The organism is Streptomyces xiamenensis, assembly GCF_000993785.3.
GTDB classification, from domain to species: Bacteria; Actinomycetota; Actinomycetes; order Streptomycetales; family Streptomycetaceae; genus Streptomyces; species Streptomyces xiamenensis.
On record NZ_CP009922.3, the window covers coordinates 482086 to 500955 of the forward strand.

General features: G+C 72.7%; 18 protein-coding genes. 8 read left to right on the top strand and 10 right to left on the bottom strand.

The window, feature by feature from the left end; genetic code table 11:
• Positions 1–59: 59 nt before the first annotated feature.
• The 6 genes from SXIM_RS02095 to SXIM_RS02120 all read right to left on the bottom strand — a co-directional run bounded on the left by SXIM_RS02095 (position 60) and on the right by SXIM_RS02120 (position 5977).
• Positions 60–593 (bottom strand): arginine repressor, encoded by a 534-nt coding sequence (locus tag SXIM_RS02095; RefSeq protein ID WP_030727291.1) that lies wholly within the window; start codon positions 591–593, stop codon positions 60–62.
• A 29-nt stretch (positions 594–622) separates the two neighbouring features.
• On the bottom strand, positions 623–1828 hold the full coding sequence (locus tag SXIM_RS02100) for an acetylornithine transaminase (protein WP_046722770.1): 1206 nt from the start codon (positions 1826–1828) through the stop codon (positions 623–625).
• Positions 1825–2751, bottom strand: a complete 927-nt coding sequence (gene argB, locus SXIM_RS02105; RefSeq protein ID WP_234306757.1) for an acetylglutamate kinase — start codon at positions 2749–2751, stop codon at positions 1825–1827. Before argB ends, SXIM_RS02100 begins: the two co-directional genes overlap by 4 nt.
• The gene (gene argJ, locus SXIM_RS02110; RefSeq protein ID WP_046722772.1) at positions 2748–3905 is read right to left on the bottom strand and encodes a bifunctional glutamate N-acetyltransferase/amino-acid acetyltransferase ArgJ; all 1158 of its coding nucleotides are present in this window, start codon (positions 3903–3905) and stop codon (positions 2748–2750) included. The genes argB and argJ overlap by 4 nt, the downstream gene beginning before the upstream one ends.
• The gene (argC, locus tag SXIM_RS02115) at positions 3902–4930 is read right to left on the bottom strand and encodes an N-acetyl-gamma-glutamyl-phosphate reductase (RefSeq protein WP_030727301.1); all 1029 of its coding nucleotides are present in this window, start codon (positions 4928–4930) and stop codon (positions 3902–3904) included. The genes argJ and argC overlap by 4 nt, the downstream gene beginning before the upstream one ends.
• Positions 4931–5032: 102 nt before the next feature.
• Positions 5033–5977: an SDR family oxidoreductase gene (locus SXIM_RS02120; RefSeq protein ID WP_030727304.1), complete on the bottom strand. Its 945-nt coding sequence runs from the start codon at positions 5975–5977 to the stop codon at positions 5033–5035.
• 258 nt (positions 5978–6235) lie between these two features.
• Here SXIM_RS02120 and SXIM_RS02125 point away from each other — a divergent pair, with 258 nt between their 5' ends.
• Positions 6236–7078, top strand: coding sequence for a helix-turn-helix transcriptional regulator (locus tag SXIM_RS02125; RefSeq protein WP_199811760.1), 843 nt, complete (start codon positions 6236–6238; stop codon positions 7076–7078).
• Between the two features lie 236 nt (positions 7079–7314).
• Here SXIM_RS02125 and SXIM_RS02130 read toward each other — a convergent pair whose 3' ends face one another.
• Complete coding sequence (locus tag SXIM_RS02130; RefSeq protein WP_030727308.1) at positions 7315–7875, bottom strand: histidine phosphatase family protein; 561 nt, start codon at positions 7873–7875, stop codon at positions 7315–7317.
• Between the two features lie 62 nt (positions 7876–7937).
• Positions 7938–9377, bottom strand: a complete 1440-nt coding sequence (locus SXIM_RS02135; protein ID WP_046722774.1) for an aminotransferase-like domain-containing protein — start codon at positions 9375–9377, stop codon at positions 7938–7940.
• Between SXIM_RS02135 and SXIM_RS02140 the strand changes: the two genes are divergently transcribed.
• Together SXIM_RS02140 and SXIM_RS02145 are read left to right on the top strand one after the other, a co-directional pair.
• The gene (locus SXIM_RS02140; RefSeq protein ID WP_046722776.1) at positions 9376–10338 is read left to right on the top strand and encodes a DMT family transporter; all 963 of its coding nucleotides are present in this window, start codon (positions 9376–9378) and stop codon (positions 10336–10338) included. The genes SXIM_RS02135 and SXIM_RS02140 overlap by 2 nt on opposite strands.
• A gap of 75 nt (positions 10339–10413) precedes the next feature.
• Entirely contained in the window at positions 10414–10659 is a 246-nt protein-coding gene (locus SXIM_RS02145) for a DUF1918 domain-containing protein (protein ID WP_046722777.1), read from the top strand.
• Positions 10660–10683: 24 nt separating this feature from the next.
• On the opposite strand, the gene SXIM_RS02150 is transcribed toward SXIM_RS02145, so the two are convergent.
• Positions 10684–11940, bottom strand: a complete 1257-nt coding sequence (locus SXIM_RS02150) for a glycoside hydrolase family 10-like protein (protein ID WP_046722778.1) — start codon at positions 11938–11940, stop codon at positions 10684–10686.
• A gap of 270 nt (positions 11941–12210) precedes the next feature.
• On the opposite strand from SXIM_RS02150, the gene SXIM_RS02155 reads away from it, so the two are divergent.
• A complete protein-coding gene (locus tag SXIM_RS02155; RefSeq protein WP_342783638.1) occupies positions 12211–14454 on the top strand; it encodes a WD40/YVTN/BNR-like repeat-containing protein in 2244 nt (747 codons plus the stop codon).
• A gap of 155 nt (positions 14455–14609) precedes the next feature.
• Positions 14610–15470, top strand: coding sequence for a 3-hydroxybutyryl-CoA dehydrogenase (locus tag SXIM_RS02160; protein ID WP_030727324.1), 861 nt, complete (start codon positions 14610–14612; stop codon positions 15468–15470).
• Between the two features lie 21 nt (positions 15471–15491).
• Here the strand turns inward: SXIM_RS02160 and ku are convergent, their stop codons facing one another.
• Entirely contained in the window at positions 15492–16460 is a 969-nt protein-coding gene (gene ku / locus SXIM_RS02165) for a non-homologous end joining protein Ku (protein WP_030727327.1), read from the bottom strand.
• A 40-nt stretch (positions 16461–16500) separates the two neighbouring features.
• On the opposite strand from ku, the gene ligD reads away from it, so the two are divergent.
• From ligD to SXIM_RS02180, 3 genes are all read left to right on the top strand, one after another.
• Positions 16501–17379, top strand: coding sequence for a non-homologous end-joining DNA ligase (gene ligD / locus SXIM_RS02170; protein WP_046722779.1), 879 nt, complete (start codon positions 16501–16503; stop codon positions 17377–17379).
• 26 nt (positions 17380–17405) lie between these two features.
• Positions 17406–18290: a cobalamin-binding protein gene (locus tag SXIM_RS02175; RefSeq protein WP_043176916.1), complete on the top strand. Its 885-nt coding sequence runs from the start codon at positions 17406–17408 to the stop codon at positions 18288–18290.
• An 88-nt stretch (positions 18291–18378) separates the two neighbouring features.
• A complete protein-coding gene (locus SXIM_RS02180; RefSeq protein ID WP_030727336.1) occupies positions 18379–18858 on the top strand; it encodes a nitroreductase family deazaflavin-dependent oxidoreductase in 480 nt (159 codons plus the stop codon).
• Positions 18859–18870: the final 12 nt, after the last annotated feature.

Here is an 18870-nt window from a genome sequence, read left to right on the forward strand (position 1 = left end):
CCGCCGAAGAGGGACGGTCGGCTGGGTTGGCGGGCCGGGCGAGATCCGGCGGACAAGCCTCAGTCCTGCTGCTTCTGCGCCACCCGCAGCAGATGCTCCGCCAGGGACTGGCCGCCGGCCGGATCGCGGCTGATGAGCAGCAGCGTGTCGTCCCCCGCGATGGTGCCCAGGATGTCGTGCACCTCCGCCTGGTCGATGGCGGAGGCCAGGAACTGCGCCGCGCCCGGCGGGGTACGCAGCACCACGAGGTTGGCCGACGCCTCGGCGGAGATCAGCAGTTCTCCCGCCAGCCGGGCCATGCGCTCTTCCTTGGCCGACTCCCCCAGCGGGGCCCGTGGCGTGCGGAAACCGCCTTCGCTGGGCACGGCGTAGATCAGCTCACCTCCGGTGTTGCGGATCTTCACCGCGCCCAGCTCGTCCAGGTCGCGGCTGAGTGTCGCCTGGGTGACGCTCAGGCCGTCGTCGGCGAGGAGCTTCGCGAGCTGGCTCTGCGAGCGCACCGGCTGCCGGTTGAGGATGTCGACGATCCGGCGGTGCCGGGCCGTACGGGTCTGCGGTACGGACGGGCCGTTGCCCAGCCGGTCATCGGTCATGCTCCCTCTCCGGTTCGGTCGGTCACGGTTCAGCGGCGGGCGGGTGCCGCCTTCGCCCGGGCGTCCGCCACATCCAGCACCCCGGGCAGGGCGCGGACGAACGCCGACACCTCCGCCTGATCGATGATCAGCGGTGGCGCCAGCCGCACCACGTCGGCCGCCACGGCGTTCACCAGAATGCCCGCCGCCTGGGCTGCCTGCTGCACCTGCGCCGCGAGCGGCTCGGTGAGCACGATACCCAGCAGCAGCCCCGCTCCCCTGACCCGGTCGACCAGCGGGTGGCCCAACTGCCAGATGCCTTCCCGCAGTCGCTCACCCATGCGCCGGACGTGCGCGAGCAGTCCCTCGGACTCGATGGTGTCGAGCACGGCGAGAGCGGCGGCGCAGGAGACCGGGTTGCCGCCGAAGGTGGAGCCGTGCTGTCCGGGGGCGAACAGTTCGGCGGCCGGTCCGAAGGCGAGGGTGGCGCCGATGGGCAGCCCGCCGCCCAGACCCTTGGCGAGTGTGACGATGTCGGCCTCCGCCCCCTGGGCCAGCCCCTCGAACCACTGGCCGGTGCGGCCGATTCCGGTCTGCACCTCGTCCAGCACCAGCAGGGTGCCGGTGGCCCGGGTGATCTCCCTGGCGGCCGCCAGGTAGCCGGCCGGCGGCACGATCACCCCGTTCTCGCCCTGCACGGGCTCGAGGATGACCAGCGCGGTGTCCCGGGTGACGGCGGCGCGCAGCGCCTCGGCGTCTCCGTAGGGCACATGGGTGACATCGCCCGGAACGGGCTGGAAACCGCGCTGCTTCGCCGGCTGACCGGTCAGCGCCAGGGCACCCATCGTCCGGCCGTGGAAGCCGCCGGTGGTGGCCACCATGTGGGTGCGGCCGGTGAGCCGGCCGAGTTTGAAGGCGGCTTCGACGGCCTCGGCGCCGGAGTTGGAGAAGTAGACGCGGCCGGGACGCCCCGCCAGGGCCAGCAGCCGCTCGGCGAGCGCGACGGGCGGCTCGGCGATGAAGAGGTTGGAGACATGGCCCAGCAGCGCGATCTGGTCGGAGACCGCGCGCACCACGGCCGGATGCCCGGTGCCCAGGGAGTTCACGGCGATGCCGCCGACGAAGTCCAGGTACTCCTTGCCGTCGGCGTCGAACAGCCGGGCGCCCTCACCGTGGGTGAGCGGGATGCGCGGGGTGCCGTAGTTGTCCATCAGGGCGCCCTGCCACCGGCCGATCAGGTCCTGGTTGCTGCTCATGTCGGCTCTCCTTGGTCCGGCACGACCATGGTGCCGATGCCCTCGTCGGTGAAGATCTCCAGCAGGATGGAGTGCTGGACGCGCCCGTCGATGACGCGGGCGGTACGCACCCCGCTGCGTACGGCGTGCAGGCACCCTTCCATCTTGGGCACCATGCCGCTGGCCAGGTCGGGCAGTAGCCGTTCCAGTTCGCTGACGGTCAGCCGGCTGATGACCTCGTCGCTGGCGGGCCAGTCCGCGTACAGGCCCTCGACGTCGGTGAGGACCATGAGTGTTTCGGCGCCCAGGGCGGCGGCCAGGGCCGCGGCGGCCGTGTCCGCGTTGACGTTGTAGATGTGGTCGTCGTCGGCGCTGCGGGCGATGGAGGAGACGACGGGGATGCGGCCGTCCGCCAGCAGCGCCTCGATCGCGCCGGTGTCCACGGCGGCGATCTCGCCGACCCGGCCTATGTCCACCCGGTCGCCGTCGACATCGGCGTAGCGTTTGGTGGCGGTCATGGTGTGGGCGTCTTCACCGGTGAGCCCGACGGCGAGCGGCCCGTGCCGGTTGAGCAGCCCGACGAGTTCGCGCTGCACCTGCCCGGCGAGCACCATCCGGACCACGTCCATGGCCTCGGGGGTGGTGACCCGCAGCCCGGCCTTGAACTCGGACTCCAAGCCGAGGCGGTCGAGCTGGGCGGTGATCTGGGGGCCGCCGCCGTGCACCACGACGGGTCGCAGTCCGGCGTGCCGCAGGAAGACGACGTCCTGGGCGAAGGCCGCCTTCAGCTCCTCGTCGATCATGGCGTTGCCGCCGAACTTGATGACGACGATCTTGCCGTGGTGGCGGGTCAGCCAGGGCAGCGCCTCGATGAGTGTGCGGGCCTTGGGCTGGGCGGTGTGCTTGCGTGCGGTACCGATGGGGGTCTCCGGCTGCTGGGTCACGACGAGTACGCGCTGTTCTCGTGGACGTAGTCGGCGGTGAGGTCGTTGGTCCAGACGACGGCGGAGGCGTCCCCGGCGGCCAGGTCGGCGGTGATGCGCACCTCACGGAAGCGCATGTCCACCAGGTCGCGGTCCTCGCCGACGGAGCCGTCCTTGCAGACCCACACGTCGTTGATGGCGACGTTGAGCCGGTCGGGCTCGAAGACGGCGGAGGTGGTCCCGATCGCGGACAGCACCCGCCCCCAGTTGGGGTCCTCGCCGTGGATGGCGCATTTGAGCAGGTTGTTGCGGGCGATGGAGCGGCCGACCTCGACAGCGTCGTCCTCGCTCGCGGCGCCGACGACCTCGATCCTGATGTCCTTCGAGGCGCCTTCGGCGTCCCCGATGAGCTGCCGGGCCAGATCGGCACAGACCTCGCGGACGGCTTCGGCGAACGCCCCGGACTCCGGGGTGACGCCGGAGGCACCGGAGGCCAGCAGCAGCACGGTGTCGTTGGTGGACATGCAGCCGTCCGAGTCCACCCGGTCGAAGGTGGTGCGGGTGGCCGCGCGCAGCGCCCGGTCCAGATCCCGCGCGTCCACGTCGGCGTCGGTGGTCAGCACCACGAGCATGGTGGCCAGCCCGGGCGCGAGCATGCCCGCGCCCTTGGCCATGCCGCCCACGGTGAAGCCCTCACCCTCGGCGACGGCGGTCTTGTGCACGCTGTCGGTGGTCTTGATGGCGATGGCGGCCTTCTCCCCGCCGTGCCGGGACAGCGCCGTGACGGCGGTGTCGATGCCGGGCAGCAGGGCGTCCATGGGCAGCCGGGTGCCGATCAGCCCGGTGGAGGCGACGGCGATCTCCCCGGCGCTGTGCCCCTCGCCCAGGGCCTCGGCGGTCTTCTCGGCGGTGGCGTGGGTGTCCTGGAAGCCCAGGGGCCCGGTGCAGGCGTTGGCGCCGCCGGAGTTGAGGATGACGGCCGAGACCCGGCCGCCCTTGAGGACCTGCTCGGACCACAGCACGGGGGCGGCCTTGACGCGGTTGGAGGTGAAGACACCGGCCGCCGCACGGCGCGGGCCCCGGTTGACGACGAGCGCCAGATCCGGGTTGCCGTTCTCCTTGATCCCGGCGGCGATGCCCGCCGCCTGGAATCCCTGCGCTGCCGTCACACTCATGGCGCGACTCCGATCGTCGAAAGTCCCAGCTCCTCGGGCAGGCCGAGGGCGATGTTCATGCTCTGCACCGCGCCGCCGGCGGTGCCCTTGGTGAGGTTGTCGATGGCGCTGATGGCGATGACGCGGCCGGCGTCCTCGTCGAGGGCGACCTGGAGCAGGGCGCTGTTGGCGCCGTACACGGCGGAGGTGGCGGGCCACTGGCCCTCCGGGAGCAGCCGCAGGAAGGGCTCACCGGCCACGGCCTTCTCGTAGGCCTCGCGCAGCGCGGTGGCGGTCACCCCGGGCTTGGCCTTCGCGGAGCAGGTGGCGAGGATGCCGCGCGACATGGGGGCCAGGGTGGGGGTGAAGGACACGGATATCCGGGTGCCGGCCACGGCCGACAGGTTCTGGATCATCTCGGGGGTGTGCCGGTGCACGCCACCCACGCCGTAGGGGCTCATGGAGCCCATGACCTCGCTGCCCAGCAGATGCGGCTTGGCCGCCTTGCCCGCCCCCGAGGTGCCCGTGGCGGCCACGATCACGGCCTCCGGCTCGGCGATCCCGGCCGCGTACGCCGGGAAGAGCGCCAGGGACACGGCCGTGGGGTAGCACCCGGGCACCGCGATCCGCCGCGCGCCGCGCAGCGCCTGCCGGGCGCCGGGCAGCTCGGGCAGCCCGTACGGCCAGGTCCCGGCGTGCGGGCTGCCGTAGTACCGCTCCCAGTCGGCGGCGTCGGCGAGCCGGAAGTCGGCCCCGCAGTCGACGATGAGGGTGCTCTCCCCCAGTTCCTCGGCGACCGCGGCGGACTGGCCGTGCGGCAGGGCGAGAAAGACGACGTCGTGCCCGGCCAGCACCTCGGCGGAGGTCGGCTCCAGCACCCGGTCCGCCAGCGGGTACAGCTGGGGCTGGAGCGCCCCCAGCCGCTGACCGGCGTTGGAGTGGCCGGTCAGCGCCCCTATCTCGATCTCCGGATGCCCCAGCAGCAGCCGCAGGATCTCCCCGCCGGCATACCCACTCGCCCCTGCCACCGCAGCACGCATCGCCACCATCGCCTCCTCATCAGCTATGGCATGACTATACGTAGACCAGCAGTTTTATGCAATCACACGGATGGGGGATCTCCGCCTCCGCCGAAGGGGCACGCCGCCTCAGCTGTGCGGGAACACCGCCCCCGTCAGCTCCTCGGAGACGCTCCAGATCCGCTGGGCGTCCTCGGTGCCGCGCAGCCGGGAGTAGAGCTTCTGTTCCGCCGGGCCGCCGCCCAGGTGCCCGAGACCGCTCGGGCCGTAGAACACGGCCTCCTCGCCGTCGGCCACCGTCGCGGCGCGGAGGGCCGGGAGCCCGGCGCTCTCGACGCTCCCGACGAGCAGGCCGCGGGCCGCCAAGGCACCGATGAGCCTGCGGCCCCCGGTCTCCCGGTCCCGGCCGACCTCGGGGCGGGCGTCGAGCAGGCTCGTCGGAGCGACCCCCGGATGGGAGAGGTTGCTCGTGATGCCCCAGCCGTGGGCCCGGCCGCGCCGGCCGAGTTCGAGCCCGAAGAGGCCGAACGCGATCTTCGACTGGCTGTAGGCGCTCATGCCCTCGTACGAGCGTTCCCAGTTGAGGTCCTTCCAGTTGATGGCGCCCCGGTTGGCCGCGACGCTGATCTGCGAGGTCACCCGGGCCCGTCCGGCGCGCAGCAACGGCAGCAGGTGTGCCACCAGGGCGAAGTGGCCGAGGTGGTTGGTGCCGAACTGCAACTCGAAGCCGTCGGCCGTCGTCTGCCGGTCGGGCGGTGTCATGACGCCGGCGTTGTTGATGAGGAGGTGGAGGGGGTGCCCCTCCTCCCGCAGGGTCCTGCCGAGGGCCGCTACGGAGTCGAGTGAGGACAGGTCGAGGGCGCGCAGGGACACCTTCGCCCGGGGGACCCGCTGCCCGATGGCGGTGACGGCCGCCTCCCCCTTGCGCGGGTTCCGGACGGGCAGCAGCACCTCGGCACCGGCCGCCGCGAGCCTCGTGGCGATGCCGAGACCGATGCCGTCACTGGCGCCGGTCACCACGGCGCGCTTCCCGGCGAGATCGGGGAGAGGGAGGTCGATGGGCTTACGTGACATGGGTGGGCTCCTCGTGGGTGTGGTCCTCGCTCCCACGATGGGCAACGATCGCGCCGCCATCCAGGACCGCTCGATCCACTGATACGCGGGGCACGGCCGGGCCGGCCGGCGGGACCGGTGCCCCGAGGGGTTCGCGAGCGGCTCCCCGCCCGCCCGGCGCGCCGCGCGCGTCCCGGTGTCCGGAAGGGGGGATCGGCGGGCCGTGGCTACCCGGGCCCGCGGGCGGTAGGAATGACCCCGTACCGAGAAGGGGAGCCCATGGTGATCGACCGGACCGGACTGGCGGAGTTCCTGCGGCGCCGCCGGGCGGCGCTGCAACCCGAGGACGTCGGCCTGCCGCGCGGGCGGCGCCGCCGCACCGAAGGACTGCGTCGGGAGGAGGCGGCGGCGCTCTGCCACATGTCGACCGACTACTACGCGCGCCTGGAGCGGGCCCGCGGGCCCCAGCCGTCCGAGCAGATGATCGCCTCCATCGCTCAGGGACTCCACCTCTCGCTCGACGAGCGCGACCACCTGTTCCGGCTTGCCGGGCACAACCCGCCCGCCCGGGGCGCCATCAGCGAACACATCAGCCCCGGCCTGCTGCGCATCCTCGACCGGCTCGACGACACCCCCGCCGAGATCGTCACCGAACTCGGCGAGACCCTGCGGCAGTCGCCGCTCGGCGTGGCGCTCACCGGCGACACCACCCGCTTCAGCGGCCCGGCCCGCAGCATCGGCTACCGCTGGTTCACCGATCCCGCCACGCGGGCGCTCTACGACCCCCGGGAGCACCCGTTCCTCACCCGGATGTTCGCCTCGGGCCTGCGCGAGCTGGCCACCCTGCGCGGCCCCGGCTCCCGCGCGGCGCACTTCGCCGACCTGCTGCTCGCCCGCAGCGAGGAGTTCCGGACGGTGTGGAACGCGCACGAGGTCGGCATCCGTCCCCACGAGGTCAAGAACTTCGTCCACCCCGAACTCGGCGCCCTCGAACTGACCTGTCAGAGGCTGGTCGACCCGGACCAGGGCCACTCACTGCTCGTCTACACGGCGATCCCCGGCAGCGAGAGCCACGAGAAACTGCAACTGCTGTCCGTCCTCGGAGCGCCGGCCCGGCCCTGACTTTCGCCGTACGGTCCCACGGCAGTGCCGATTCCGTCCCACTATCGGAGGATGAGCCCCGAGGAGGGCACTCCCACGGCGCACGGACGAGGGCCAACGCCGGGTCACGCCGGGGACGTTCACCCCGCACCTCCCGGGGGGCGTCACCACGCCACGGATCGGAGACGGGCCCCGGACGTCCGCCCGCGCCCGAACGCGCCGCCGCGGACCGGCCGTTCGCCCCTCCCGCGACCCGGTCAGCCGAGCCGCAGATTCCACTGCCCGCGGGCGCCGTGCAGGCTGACCACCGACAGGGGGTAGATCTCGGTGCGCCAGTAGGCGTGCGGCGGGGCCTTCAGCGCGTACAGCATCGCCGCCCGGATCACCGAGGCCTCGGTCACCGCCACGATCCGGCCGTCGTCCGCCAGCGGGCGGGTGTCCAGCCAGCCGCCGACCCGGGAGATGAACGACAGCAGGGCCTCCCCGCCGTGCGGTGCCGCGCGCGGGTCGGTCAGCCACGCGTCGACCGCCGCCGGTTCACGGGCGGTCACCTCGGCGAGGGTCAGTCCGCTCCACCGGCCCATGTCGCAGTCCCGCAGCGCCGGCTGGGCGAGCGGCGCGTATCCGAGGACCTCGCCGGTCTGCCGGCTGCCCGCGGTCGGCGAGCAGTACCGCAGTTCGGCGGCGGCCAGCGGCGCCAGGGCCGGCACGGCCCGTTCCAGCGCCTGCCACCCGGCGGCGTCCAGCGGGCGGTCATCGCCGAAGCGGGTTTCCAGGAGCGGGGAGGTGCGGGCAGCGGCGATCAGCGTGACCAGCATGGCGCGATGGTACGAGCCACCTGTGTACCGCACCACTACGGCGACGTAAATCTCCTGAGGTGTTACGCGGGCCAGGCGGTGCGCAGTCTCCGGACGCCCTCGCCGATCTCTCCCACCCCCGCCGCCGGCGCGAAACTCAGCCGCAGATACGGGGACGGCGGCTCGGCCGCGAAGTACGGGGCGCCCGGGGCCAGCGCCACCCCCGCGCGCAGCGCGGCCTCCGCCACCGCCGCCGGGTCGGAGCCCTCGGGCAGCCGCAGCCACAGGTGGTAGCCGCCGTGCGGGATGTGCGGCAGCGGGACGTCCGGCAGTTCGGCCGCGAGCGCGGTGGCCATCGCCGCCCGCCGCAGCCGCAACTCCGCGGCGACCGTGCGCAGATGGCGGGCCCAGGCCGGGGAGCTGATGAGTTCCAGCGCGGTCTCCTGGAGCGGGCGCGGTACGAAGAAGCTGTCGACCACCTGGATCGCCCGCAGGCGTTCGAAGGCCGGGCCCCGGGCGGCCAGGGCGCCGACCCGCAGGCTGGGCGAGGTGATCTTGGTGAGGGAACGGACATGCACCACCACCCCGTCCGGGTCGTCGGCGGCCAGGGCGGGCGGCAGGGCGCCGGCGTCGTCGTGGGCCAGCCAGCGGGCGAAGTCGTCCTCGATGACGAAGGCCCCGGCCGCCCGGGCCGCCGCCAGCACCCGGGCCCGGCGCTCGGGGTGGAGCACGGCGCCGGTGGGGTTCTGGAACAGCGGCTGGCACACCAGCACCCGGGCCCCGCTGGCCGCGAAGGCGCGTTCCAGCAGTTCGGGCCGCACCCCGTCACGGTCCACCGGCACCGGGACGGGGCGCAGCCCGGAGGCGCGGGCGGCGGCCAGCAGCCCGGGGTAGGTGGGGGATTCCAGGAGGACGGCGGAGCCCTGCGGGGCGAGTGCCCGCAGCGCGGTGGTGAGCGCGCTCTGTCCGCCCGCGGTGATCAGTACGCCGGAGGGGGAGAGCCCGCCGCCGGGGCCGCCGATCTCCCGCGCGAACCAGACCCGCAGTTCCTCGATCCCCTCCATCGGCGGCCGGTCCCAGGCCCCGGGCCGCCGCCCGGCGCGGGCGAGCGCCGCCGACAGTGCGTGCTCGGGGCGCAGTGCGGGCGGCAGATAGCCACCGTTGAACTCGATGACGCCGGGCGGCGGCACCGCCAGGGTGGCCAGGACACCGCTCGCGTCGGCGCCGCGCGGCCCGCCGCCCTCCGCCAGCGCGTCCGCGCTGAGCGCGACCTCCTGCCAGGAGGTGTCCCCCGGGGCGGGAACGGCGGCCCGGGGGACGGCCCGGAAGGCTCCGGCCCCGGGGCGGGTGACGACCAGGCCCTCGGCGGCGAGCGCGGCCAGTGCCCTGGAGACGGTGACGGGACTGACCCGGTGCCGCTCGACCAGGGCCCGACTGGACGGCAGCTTCTCACCGGGCGAGTAGCGGTTCAGCTCTTCACGCAGAACGCGAGCCAATTCACTCTCACTGCTACTGTGGTGCATGAGAGTAGACAGTAGCGCTATCGCACCGGCGCCGATAGCGGTCGCCACCCCGGCCCCCGCACCGATACCGGCCACCGACCGGGGCGGTATCGCGCTCGCCGCCGCCGGAGTCCTCGCGTTCTCCTTCACCCTGCCGGGCACCGCCTGGGCCATGGACGGCCTCGGCCCGTGGACCACCACCTCGCTGCGCATCGTGCTCGCCGCCCTGATCGCCGCCGTCGCCCTGCGCCTCACCCGCACCCCGCGCCCCGAGCGCCGCCACTGGGCGGGGCTGGCCGTGGTCGCCTGCGGCACCGTCATCGGCTTTCCGCTGCTCACCGCGCTCGCCCTGCAGACCTCCTCCACCTCCCACTCCGCCGTGGTGATCGGTCTCCTCCCGCTGACCACCGCCGTCTACGGGACGCTGCGCACCGGCAGCCGCCCCTCCCCCGCCTTCTGGACGGCCGCCCTGGCCGGTGCCGCCGCCGTGGTCACCTTCACCCTCGGCACCGGGGGCGGCTCCCTCACCCGCGGCGACCTCTATCTCGCGGCGGCACTGCTGATCACCGCCGCCGCATACGGCGAGGGCGGCCGGCTGGCCCGCGAACTGCCCGGCTGGCAGGTGATCTCCTGGGCGCTGCTGCTCTCCCTCCCGTTCGCCGTGCCCGCCGCCGCACTGGCCCTGGCAGCCGAGCCGTTCGAGCCGACCGCCCGCTCCCTCGCCGGGCTGCTGTGGGTGGCGCTGGTGTCCCAGTTCTTCGGCCTGGTCCTGTGGTACCGGGGTCTGGCGCGCGCAGGGGTCGCCCGCGCCAGTCAGCTTCAGCTGGCCCAGCCGCTGCTCACGCTCGCGTGGGCGGTGCTGCTCCTGGACGAGCACATGACCTGGGCCGCCCCCGTGACCGCGCTGGCCGTCCTGGCGTGCATCGCGGTCACCCAGCTGGCCCCGTCCCGCCCCGAACACGCCAGGACAGATCATCAGTAATAGACTGAAAACAGGCGAAAGTATCACACCTGAGAAGCACACCCGAAGACGCGATCAGCGACGGGAGGGAAGGCGATGCGGGCGAGAGCGGGCGACCGGATGGTGACCCACGGCAGAACCGTGGGCCAGGAGGACCGGATCAGCGAGGTCGTGGAGGTACTGGGCGCCGACGGCGCGCCGCCCTACCGGGTCCGCTCCGGGGACGGCCACGAGACCGTGCTGTCGCCCGGGCCGGACACCGTGGTGGAGCACACGGCGCACGGGCGGACCGGCGGCCGGGGCAAGGGCGGCCGGCGCCACTGGTGGCCGGGCCGGACCTGAGGATCGCCGCCCAAGCGCGGCGCCTCAGGCGCGGTAGTGGTCCTCGAAGACCCGGGTCATCGCGCCGATCGGATCGCGCACCACGTGCGCGGCCGAGTAGAAGGCGTTGCCCCCCACCGCCGGGAAGTCCTCGCACAGCGTGATGTGGCGGGAGAGTTCCACGGGGTCCTGCCAGGCGTCGGGCTGCGCCGCGTCACCGCACTTGTACAGGGCCTCGCCGATGTACAGCGCGACCCCGGTGCCCTCGGCGACATCGGCCCACCAGCGCACCAGCGTCTCGTAGTCCGCCGCGTCGTAGCCGATGTTCCAGTAGAGCTGCGGCAGCACGTAGTCGATGCGGCCCTCCTTGACCCACGCCCGTACGTCCGCGTACAGATCGTCGTAGGTCTGCACCCCGCCGCGGGTGTCGGAGCCGAGCGGGTCGGTGGACCTGTTGCGCCACACCCCGAACGGGCTGACGCCGAAGGGCACTCCCGGCCTGAGGTCCGCGACCCGCTCGCGCATCTCCCGCACCAGCAGGTCGATGTTGTGCCGCCGCCAGTCGCCCAGGTCCGTGAAGTCCCCGCCGTGCTCGGCGAAGGCCGCCGCGTCGTCGAAGGTCTCGCCCGCCACCGGGTACGGGTAGAAGTAGTCGTCCCAGTGCACGCCGTCGATGGCGTAGTGCTCCACCGCGTGGCACATCGCGTCCTGCACGAAGGTCCGCACCTCGGGCAGACCGGGGTTGTAGTACATCCGCCCGCCGTACGTCACCACCCACTCCGGGTGGGTACGGGCCGGGTGGTCCTTGGCCAGCGCGGAGGGGTCGGCGTGCATGGCCACCCGGTACGGGTTGAACCACGCGTGCAGTTCGAGGCCGCGGGCATGCGCCTCCTCGACCGCGAACTCCAGCGGGTCCCATCCGGGGTCCTTGCCCTGGGTGCCGGTCAGCCAGTGCGACCACGGCTCGTACGGCGACGGCCACAGCGCGTCGGCGGTGGGCCGCACCTGGAAGAAGACCGTGTTCAGATTCCACCGCTGGGCCGCGTCCAGCAGGTCGGTCAGCTGCTCCTTGGCGTCGGCGGCCGGCGCGCCCTGCCGGGGCCAGTCGATGTTGGCGACGGTCGCGATCCACATGCCGCGCAGCCCGTCGGCCGCGTTGCCCGGCCCGGCCGCGCCCGCCGCGCCCTCCTCGCGGCGGCCACCGCGGGGCCCGCCGCTCGCCGATGCCTGGGAGAACGTCAGCACCGAGGCCAGTACCCCGACCGTCGCGGTGCCGAAGACCCTGCGGCTGACTCGTCCCACTGGACTCCCCCTGGGGTGTCGTTCCTGCGTACTGAGCTGCCCGCCGTATGCGTATCACCGCGGGACCCGCCTCGTCCAAAAGCCTTGCCGTGATCTGCCCGTGACACACCCCTTATGCGAACACCATTCGACGGTTAACATCTGCGACACGCACATCTGGGAGCGCTCCCATCGCTTGATCACGTCTCTCCACCCCCCATACCGCCCGCCCGGCGGTCTTGCCACACAAGGAGCGCTCACGTGCGCAGATGGAAACCGGTGACGGCGATCATGGCCGGCCTTGCACTGGCTGCGGGACTCCTCACCACGGCCGCCCCCGCGGCCTCCGCGGAGGATGTCGGCGCCCAGGCGTACACCTGGAAGAACGTCCGGATCGGCGGCGGCGGCTTCGTCCCGAGCTTCGTCTTCAACCGCTCCGAGCCCGACCTGGTCTACGCCCGCACCGACATCGGCGGCGCCTACCGCTGGAACGAGCAGGGCCAGGAGTGGATACCGCTGCTGGACTCCATCGGCTGGGACGACTGGGGCTACACGGGTGTGGCCTCTCTCGCCACCGACCCCGTCGACCCCGACCGCGTCTACGCGGCCGTGGGCACGTACACCAACGACTGGGACCCCGAGAACGGCGCCATCCTGCGCTCCTCGGACCGGGGCCGGACGTGGCAGCGCACCGAGCTCCCCTTCAAGCTCGGCGGCAACATGCCCGGGCGCGGCATGGGCGAGCGGCTCGTCGTGGACCCCCACAACAACAACGTCCTCTACCTGGGCGCCCCCAGCGGCCAGGGCCTGTGGCGCAGCACGGACGCCGGTGTGACCTGGCAGAAGGTCACCACCTTCCCCAACCCCGGTGACTACGTCCTCAATCCGGATGATCCGGGGGGCTACGAGAACGACATCATCGGCGTCGTGTGGGTGACCTTCGACCCCTCCACCGGCTCCCCCGGCTCCACCACCCAGACGCTGTACGCGGGCGTCGCCGACCTCGACGAGAGCGTCTACCGCTCCACCGACGGCGGCCGGACCTGGTCCCCGGTGCCCGGCCAGCCCACCGGCTATCTCCCGCACAAGGGGGTGCTCGACGAGGAGACCGGCGACCTCTACGTCGCCACCGCCGACAACCCGGGCCCGTACGCCGCCGAGGACGGCGAGGTGTGGCGGTACGACACGGGCACCGGCCAGTGGACGGACATCTCCCCCGTCCCGGCCGGCGGCGACCGGTGGTTCGGCTTCTCCGGGCTGACCGTGGACCGCCAGAACCCGGGCACCGTGATGGTCACCGGCTACAGCTCCTGGTGGCCGGACACCCAGATCTTCCGCTCCACGAACGGCGGCGACAGCTGGACGGCAGCCTGGCAGTGGGGCAACTATCCGCAGCGCGACAAGCGGTACACGATGGATGTGTCCGCGGTGCCGTGGCTCACCTTCGGCGAGAACCCGCAGCCCCCGGAGGAGACCCCGAAGCTGGGGTGGATGACCGAGGGGATGGAGATCGACCCGTTCGACCCGGACCGGCTGCTGTACGGCACCGGCGCCACCGTGTACGGCACGACCCAGCTCACGAACTGGGACCGGGACCAGACCTTCACCGTCCGCCCGTTCGTCAAGGGCCTGGAGGAGACCTCGGTCCGTGACCTGATCTCCCCGCCCTCCGGTGCCCCGCTGCTCAGCGGCCTGGGGGACATCGGCGGCTTCCGGCACACCGATGTGGACCAGGTGCCCGCGATGATGTTCCGCCAGCCCAGCTTCGGCACCACCAGCAGCCTGGACTACGCCGAGCTGGCGCCGAACATCGTGGTGCGGGTCGGCACCCACGTCGGTGACGGCACCGATCCGCTGATCGGCTTCTCCACGGACAACGGCGCCCACTGGTGGTCGGGATCGACCCCGGGCGGTGCGGGTGGCGGTACGGTGGCGGCCGCCGCCGACGGCAGCCGCTTCGTGTGGAGCCCGGAGAACACGGGCGTGCACCACTCGGTGGGCTTCGGCAACTCCTGGAGCGCGTCCCAGGGCATCCCGCAGGGCGCGCGGGTGGAGGCGGACCGGGTGGACCCGAACCGCTTCTACGGCTTCCACCAGGGCACCTTCTACATCTCCACGAACGGCGGGGCGACCTTCACCGCCTCCGCCGCGCAGGGCCTGCCCGCCACCGGCGAGGTACGGTTCGGCGCCGTTCCCGGGCGCACCGGGGACATCTGGCTGGCCGGCGGCGGGCTGTGGCGTTCCACCGACGGGGGCGCCACCTTCACCCGGAACACCGGCATCGACGCCGACAACATCGGCTTCGGAGCGCCGGCCCCGGGCCAGTCGTACCAGGCGCTGTACAGCAGCGGCGTGGTCAACGGCGTGCGCGGCGTCTACCGCTCCACCGACACCGGGGCCACCTGGACCCGGATCAACGACGACGACCACCAGTGGGCGTGGACCGGTGACGCCATCACCGGCGATCCGCGGATCTACGGCCGCGTCTATCTCTCGACCAACGGCCGCGGGGTGATCTACGGCGACAGCGCGTGACGGAAGGGCGGCGCTGTGCATCACAGCGCACCGTCACCCCACAGGGACCGGCCGTACCCTTCCCCGGCCGGTCCCGCTCCGCCCGTCCGCGCCCGGTAACGTCGGGGCCGACCGACCGAACCGTGGACAGGACCGGACCAGCGAAGGGGCACGGTGTGAAGGACATCGAACGCGTCGGAGTGGTGGGCTGCGGCCAGATGGGCGCGGGCATCGCGGAGGTGTGCGCGCGGGCAGGGCTTTCGGTGCGGGTCGCCGAGACCACCGGGGAGGCGCTGGAGCTGGGCCGCACCCGGCTGGTGAACTCCCTGGACAAGGCGGCCGAGCGCGGCAAGATCAGCGCGGAGGAGCACGGGGCGACCCTGGAGCGGCTGACCTTCACCACCGATCTCGGCGAGTTCGCCGACCGTGATCTGGTGATCGAGGCGGTGGTGGAGAGCGAGCCGGTCAAGACCGAGATCTTCCAGGTGCTCGACCAGGTGGTGACCCGCCCCGACGCCATCCTGGCCTCGAACACCTCCTCCATCCCGCTGGTGAAGCTGGCGGTGGCCACCGGCCGCCCGCAGCAGGTGATCGGCATCCACTTCTTCAATCCGCCGCAGGTGCAGACCCTGGTGGAGCTGATCCCGGCGCTCACCACCGGGGAGGAGACGGTGCGCCGCGCCGAGGCGCTGGTGGGCGAGGTGCTGGGCAAGCACGCGATCCGGGCCCAGGACCGTTCCGGCTTCGTGGTGAACGCGCTGCTCGTGCCGTATCTGCTGGCCGCCATCCGGATGTTCGAGTCGGGGGCGGCGACCCGCGAGGACATCGACACCGGCATGGAGCAGGGCTGCGCCCATCCGATGGGCCCGCTGCGGCTGACCGATCTGATCGGCCTGGACACGGTGGCCGCGATCGCGGACAGCATGTACGAGGAGTTCAAGGAGCAGTTGTACGCCCCGCCGCCGCTGCTGCGCCGGATGGTGTCGGCCGGGCAGCTGGGCCGCAAGAGCGGCGCGGGCTTCTACTCGTACGGGTGAGAAAGGGGCCGCCGCCGGACCTCAGGAGGCCCGCTTGCGGGTCGTGGTCTTCTTGGCGGCGGTCTTCTTCGACGTGCTTTTCTTCGCGGTGCTCTTCTTGGTGCTCTTGCCGGCCGTGGCCTTCTTCTTCGCCGGGGACTTCTTGGCGGCGGCCTTCTTCTTGATCGGCGTGACGGTCGCCTCCCCCTCCGGCTCCTCCTCGCCGCGGGCCTGGCGGGCGCTGCGCACGCTGTCTTCCAGGGCGGACATCAAGTCGATCACCCGGCCGCCGGTGGCCGGCCGTTCGGTGATCTCCTCCGGCACCCGGCCCTCCAGCTTGGCGGTGACCAGCGCCTCGACGGCCGCGCGGTACTCGTCGTGGAGTTCGGCCATGTCCACCGAGCCGAGGGTGTCCATCAGGGTGTCGGCGAGGTCCAGTTCGGCGTCCCGGACGGTGACCCGCTCGCCGGGCACCACCCCGGTGGCCGGGCGGATCTCGTCGGGCCACAGCAGGGTGTGCATCCCCAGGACCGCCTCGCCGTCCCCCTCCAGGGCGCGCAGCAGGGCCAGCGTCTCGCGCCCGCGCATGGCGAGCTTGGCGATGGCGCCCTTCTGGCTGCGCCGCAGGGCCTCCCGCAGCAGCGCGTAGGGCTTGATCGCGCCGGTGTCCGGGGCCAGGTAGTAGGAGCGGTCCAGCTGGTAGGGGTCGATGCTGCTCACCGGGACGAAGCCGAGGATGTCGACGGTCCTGGCGGTGGGCAGCGGCAGCGCGGCCAGGTCGTCGTCGGTGAGCTGGACGACGGAGCCGTCGGCCGCCTCGTACGCCTTGCCGATCTCGTCGCCGCCCACCTCCTCCCCGTCCAGCTCGCACACCTTGCGGTAGCGGATCCGGCCGTCATCGGCGGTGTGGATCTGCCGGAAGGACACCGAGTGGTTCTCGGTAGCGCTGACGACCTTCACCGGGATGCTGACCAGGCCGAAGGAGATGGTGCCCTTCCACAGCGATCGCATCGTTCACCCCTTCTGCCCGCTTTCATGCCATCCTCAGGCTATGCCTGTCGTCGCGGTGGAGGGACGTCGTCTGTCGCTGTCCCGGCTGGAAAAGGTGATCTATCCGGACGGGACGACCAAGGGCGAGGTGCTGCACTACTACGCCGCCCACGGCAGCGCGATCCTGCCCCATCTGCGGGATCGGCCGCTGAGTCTGCTGCGCTATCCGGACGGCCCGGACGGCGAGCGCTTCTTCACCAAACACGTTCCCCAGGGCACCCCCGAGTGGGTGAAGATCTGCGAGGTGCCGCGCTCGGGTGGCGGCACCATGCGGCAGGTCGTCCTCCAGGACCTGGCGAGCGTGGTGTGGGCGGCGAACCTGGTGGTGGAGTTCCACACCCCGCAGTGGCGGTACGAGGAGCCGGGCGTCGCCGACCGGCTGGTCTTCGATCTGGATCCGGGCGAGCCGGCCACCGTCGCCGAGTGCTGCGAGGTCGCGCTGTGGCTGCGCGAGCGCCTGGCCCGGGACGGCCTGGCCGCGTACCCGAAGACCTCGGGCTCCAAGGGGCTGCATCTGCTGAGCCCGCTGCGCCCGGTGGACTCGCGGCGTGCCTCGGAGTACGCCAAGGCGGTGGCCGGTGAGGCCGCCGCCGCGCTGCCGGGTCTCGCGATCGCCACCATGGCCAAGCGGCTGCGGCCGGGCAAGGTGTTCATCGACCACAGCCAGAACGCGGCCCGCAAGACGACGGCCGCCCCCTACACGCTGCGCGCCCGAGCCATCCCGGCGGTCTCCACCCCCGTCACCTGGGAGGAGGTCGCCGGGTGCGCGGAGCCGGAGCAACTCGTCTTCACCCTGCACGACCTCCCGCACCGGCTGGCCGCACACGGCGACCTGATGACCCCGCTGCTCAACCCCCGTGCCGCCCGCCCCCTTCCCTGAGCCCGCGCAGGCTCTACGGTGGGGTCGTGCGGATCGTCTCCCTTCTCCCGTCGGCCACGGAAATCCTCTTCGCGCTCGGCGCCGGCGACCGCGTCGTCGGCGTGACCTTCGAGTGCGACCACCCGCCGCAGGCCCGCGAACGCCGGATCGTGTCGACCAGCGCGCTGCCCGAAGGGCTGCCGCCCGCCGAGATCGACCGGGTGGTCAGCGCACGGATGGCCGCCGGGGAGGACCTGTACCACCTGGACCGCGGGGCGCTGGCCACCCTGGCGGCCGATCTGGTGGTCACCCAGGATCTGTGCGCGGTCTGCGCGGTCGACGTCTCCACGGTGCACGACGCCCTCAACTACCTCTCCTGCCGGGCCGAGGTGCTGACCGTCGACCCGCACACCCTGCGGCAGGTACTGGACTCGGTGCGCACGATCGGGGAGGCCACCGGCACCGGGGAGGCCGCCGACCACCTGATCACCGCGCTGGACCGGCGGCTGGCGGCGGTACGGACGCGGGTGGCGGCCCGCCGGCCTGTGCCGGCGCTGGTACTGGAGTGGACCGAGCCGCCGTTCGCCCCCGGCCACTGGGTACCCGACATGGTGGCGGCGGCCGGCGGGCACTGCGTCCTGGGCCGCTCGGGGGAACGCTCCTTCCGCACCGGCTGGGAGACGGTGCGGGCCGCCGGTGCCGAGGTCGTGGTGTGCGCCCCGTGCGGCTTCGGCCTGAGCGAGTCGGCCCGGCTCGCCGAACAGGTCGCGGACCGGCTCCCGCCGGGCGTGCCGCTGTGGGCGGTGGACGCCAACGCCTCCTTCGCCCGCCCGGGGCCACGGCTGGTGGACGGCGTCGAAGCACTGGCCGGGATCTTCCACCCGGAGGCGGCCGAGGCCCCCGATCCCGCCCTGGCCGTCCGGCTGGCCTGAGCGCCGCGCGCCCCTGCGGAATGACGCTGCCCGCCGCGTACGTTGTGCCGCACGGACACTCTTCAACCGCGTGAAGGGAAGGGGCACCATGCCACTCACCGGCGAGTACGAGCCGAGCACCTCGAAGCTGGTGCGGGATCAGGTGGAGCTGTACGAGAGTTCGGGAGGCACCCGGGGAACGACCCTGGCGGAACTGGTCGGTTCCGATGACGAGCGGCGCCGGGACCTGCCGGTCATCATCCTGACCACCCGCGGCGCGAAAAGCGGCAGAATCCGCAAATCCCCGCTCATGCGGGTGGAGCACGACGGGCGCTACGCCGTGGTCGCCTCGCTGGGCGGCGCCCCCAAACACCCGGTCTGGTACCACAACGTGGTGGCCGACCCCCGGGTGGAGCTCCAGGACGGCCCGGTGCGCCAGGACATGGTGGCCCGGGAGGTGACCGGCGAGGAGAAGGCCGTGTGGTGGGCCCGGGCCGTCGAGGCGTATCCGGACTACGCCGACTACCAGCGGAAGACGGACCGGGTGATCCCGGTCTTCGTCCTGGAGCCGGTGCCGCAGGGGCACTGACCCCGCACAGCG

Coding starts and splice junctions, on each gene's coding strand:
- SXIM_RS02145 (WP_046722777.1), top strand. CDS start 10,414: ATGCGGGCGAGAGCGGGCGACCGGATGGTGACCCACGGCAGAACCGTG.
- argJ (WP_046722772.1), bottom strand. CDS start 3,905: ATGAGTGTGACGGCAGCGCAGGGATTCCAGGCGGCGGGCATCGCCGCC.
- SXIM_RS02095 (WP_030727291.1), bottom strand. CDS start 593: ATGACCGATGACCGGCTGGGCAACGGCCCGTCCGTACCGCAGACCCGT.
- SXIM_RS02125 (WP_199811760.1), top strand. CDS start 6,236: ATGGTGATCGACCGGACCGGACTGGCGGAGTTCCTGCGGCGCCGCCGG.
- ligD (WP_046722779.1), top strand. CDS start 16,501: ATGCCTGTCGTCGCGGTGGAGGGACGTCGTCTGTCGCTGTCCCGGCTG.
- SXIM_RS02100 (WP_046722770.1), bottom strand. CDS start 1,828: ATGAGCAGCAACCAGGACCTGATCGGCCGGTGGCAGGGCGCCCTGATG.
- SXIM_RS02135 (WP_046722774.1), bottom strand. CDS start 9,377: ATGCACCACAGTAGCAGTGAGAGTGAATTGGCTCGCGTTCTGCGTGAA.
- SXIM_RS02140 (WP_046722776.1), top strand. CDS start 9,376: ATGAGAGTAGACAGTAGCGCTATCGCACCGGCGCCGATAGCGGTCGCC.
- SXIM_RS02130 (WP_030727308.1), bottom strand. CDS start 7,875: ATGCTGGTCACGCTGATCGCCGCTGCCCGCACCTCCCCGCTCCTGGAA.
- ku (WP_030727327.1), bottom strand. CDS start 16,460: ATGCGATCGCTGTGGAAGGGCACCATCTCCTTCGGCCTGGTCAGCATC.
- SXIM_RS02180 (WP_030727336.1), top strand. CDS start 18,379: ATGCCACTCACCGGCGAGTACGAGCCGAGCACCTCGAAGCTGGTGCGG.
- SXIM_RS02120 (WP_030727304.1), bottom strand. CDS start 5,977: ATGTCACGTAAGCCCATCGACCTCCCTCTCCCCGATCTCGCCGGGAAG.
- SXIM_RS02155 (WP_342783638.1), top strand. CDS start 12,211: ATGGCCGGCCTTGCACTGGCTGCGGGACTCCTCACCACGGCCGCCCCC.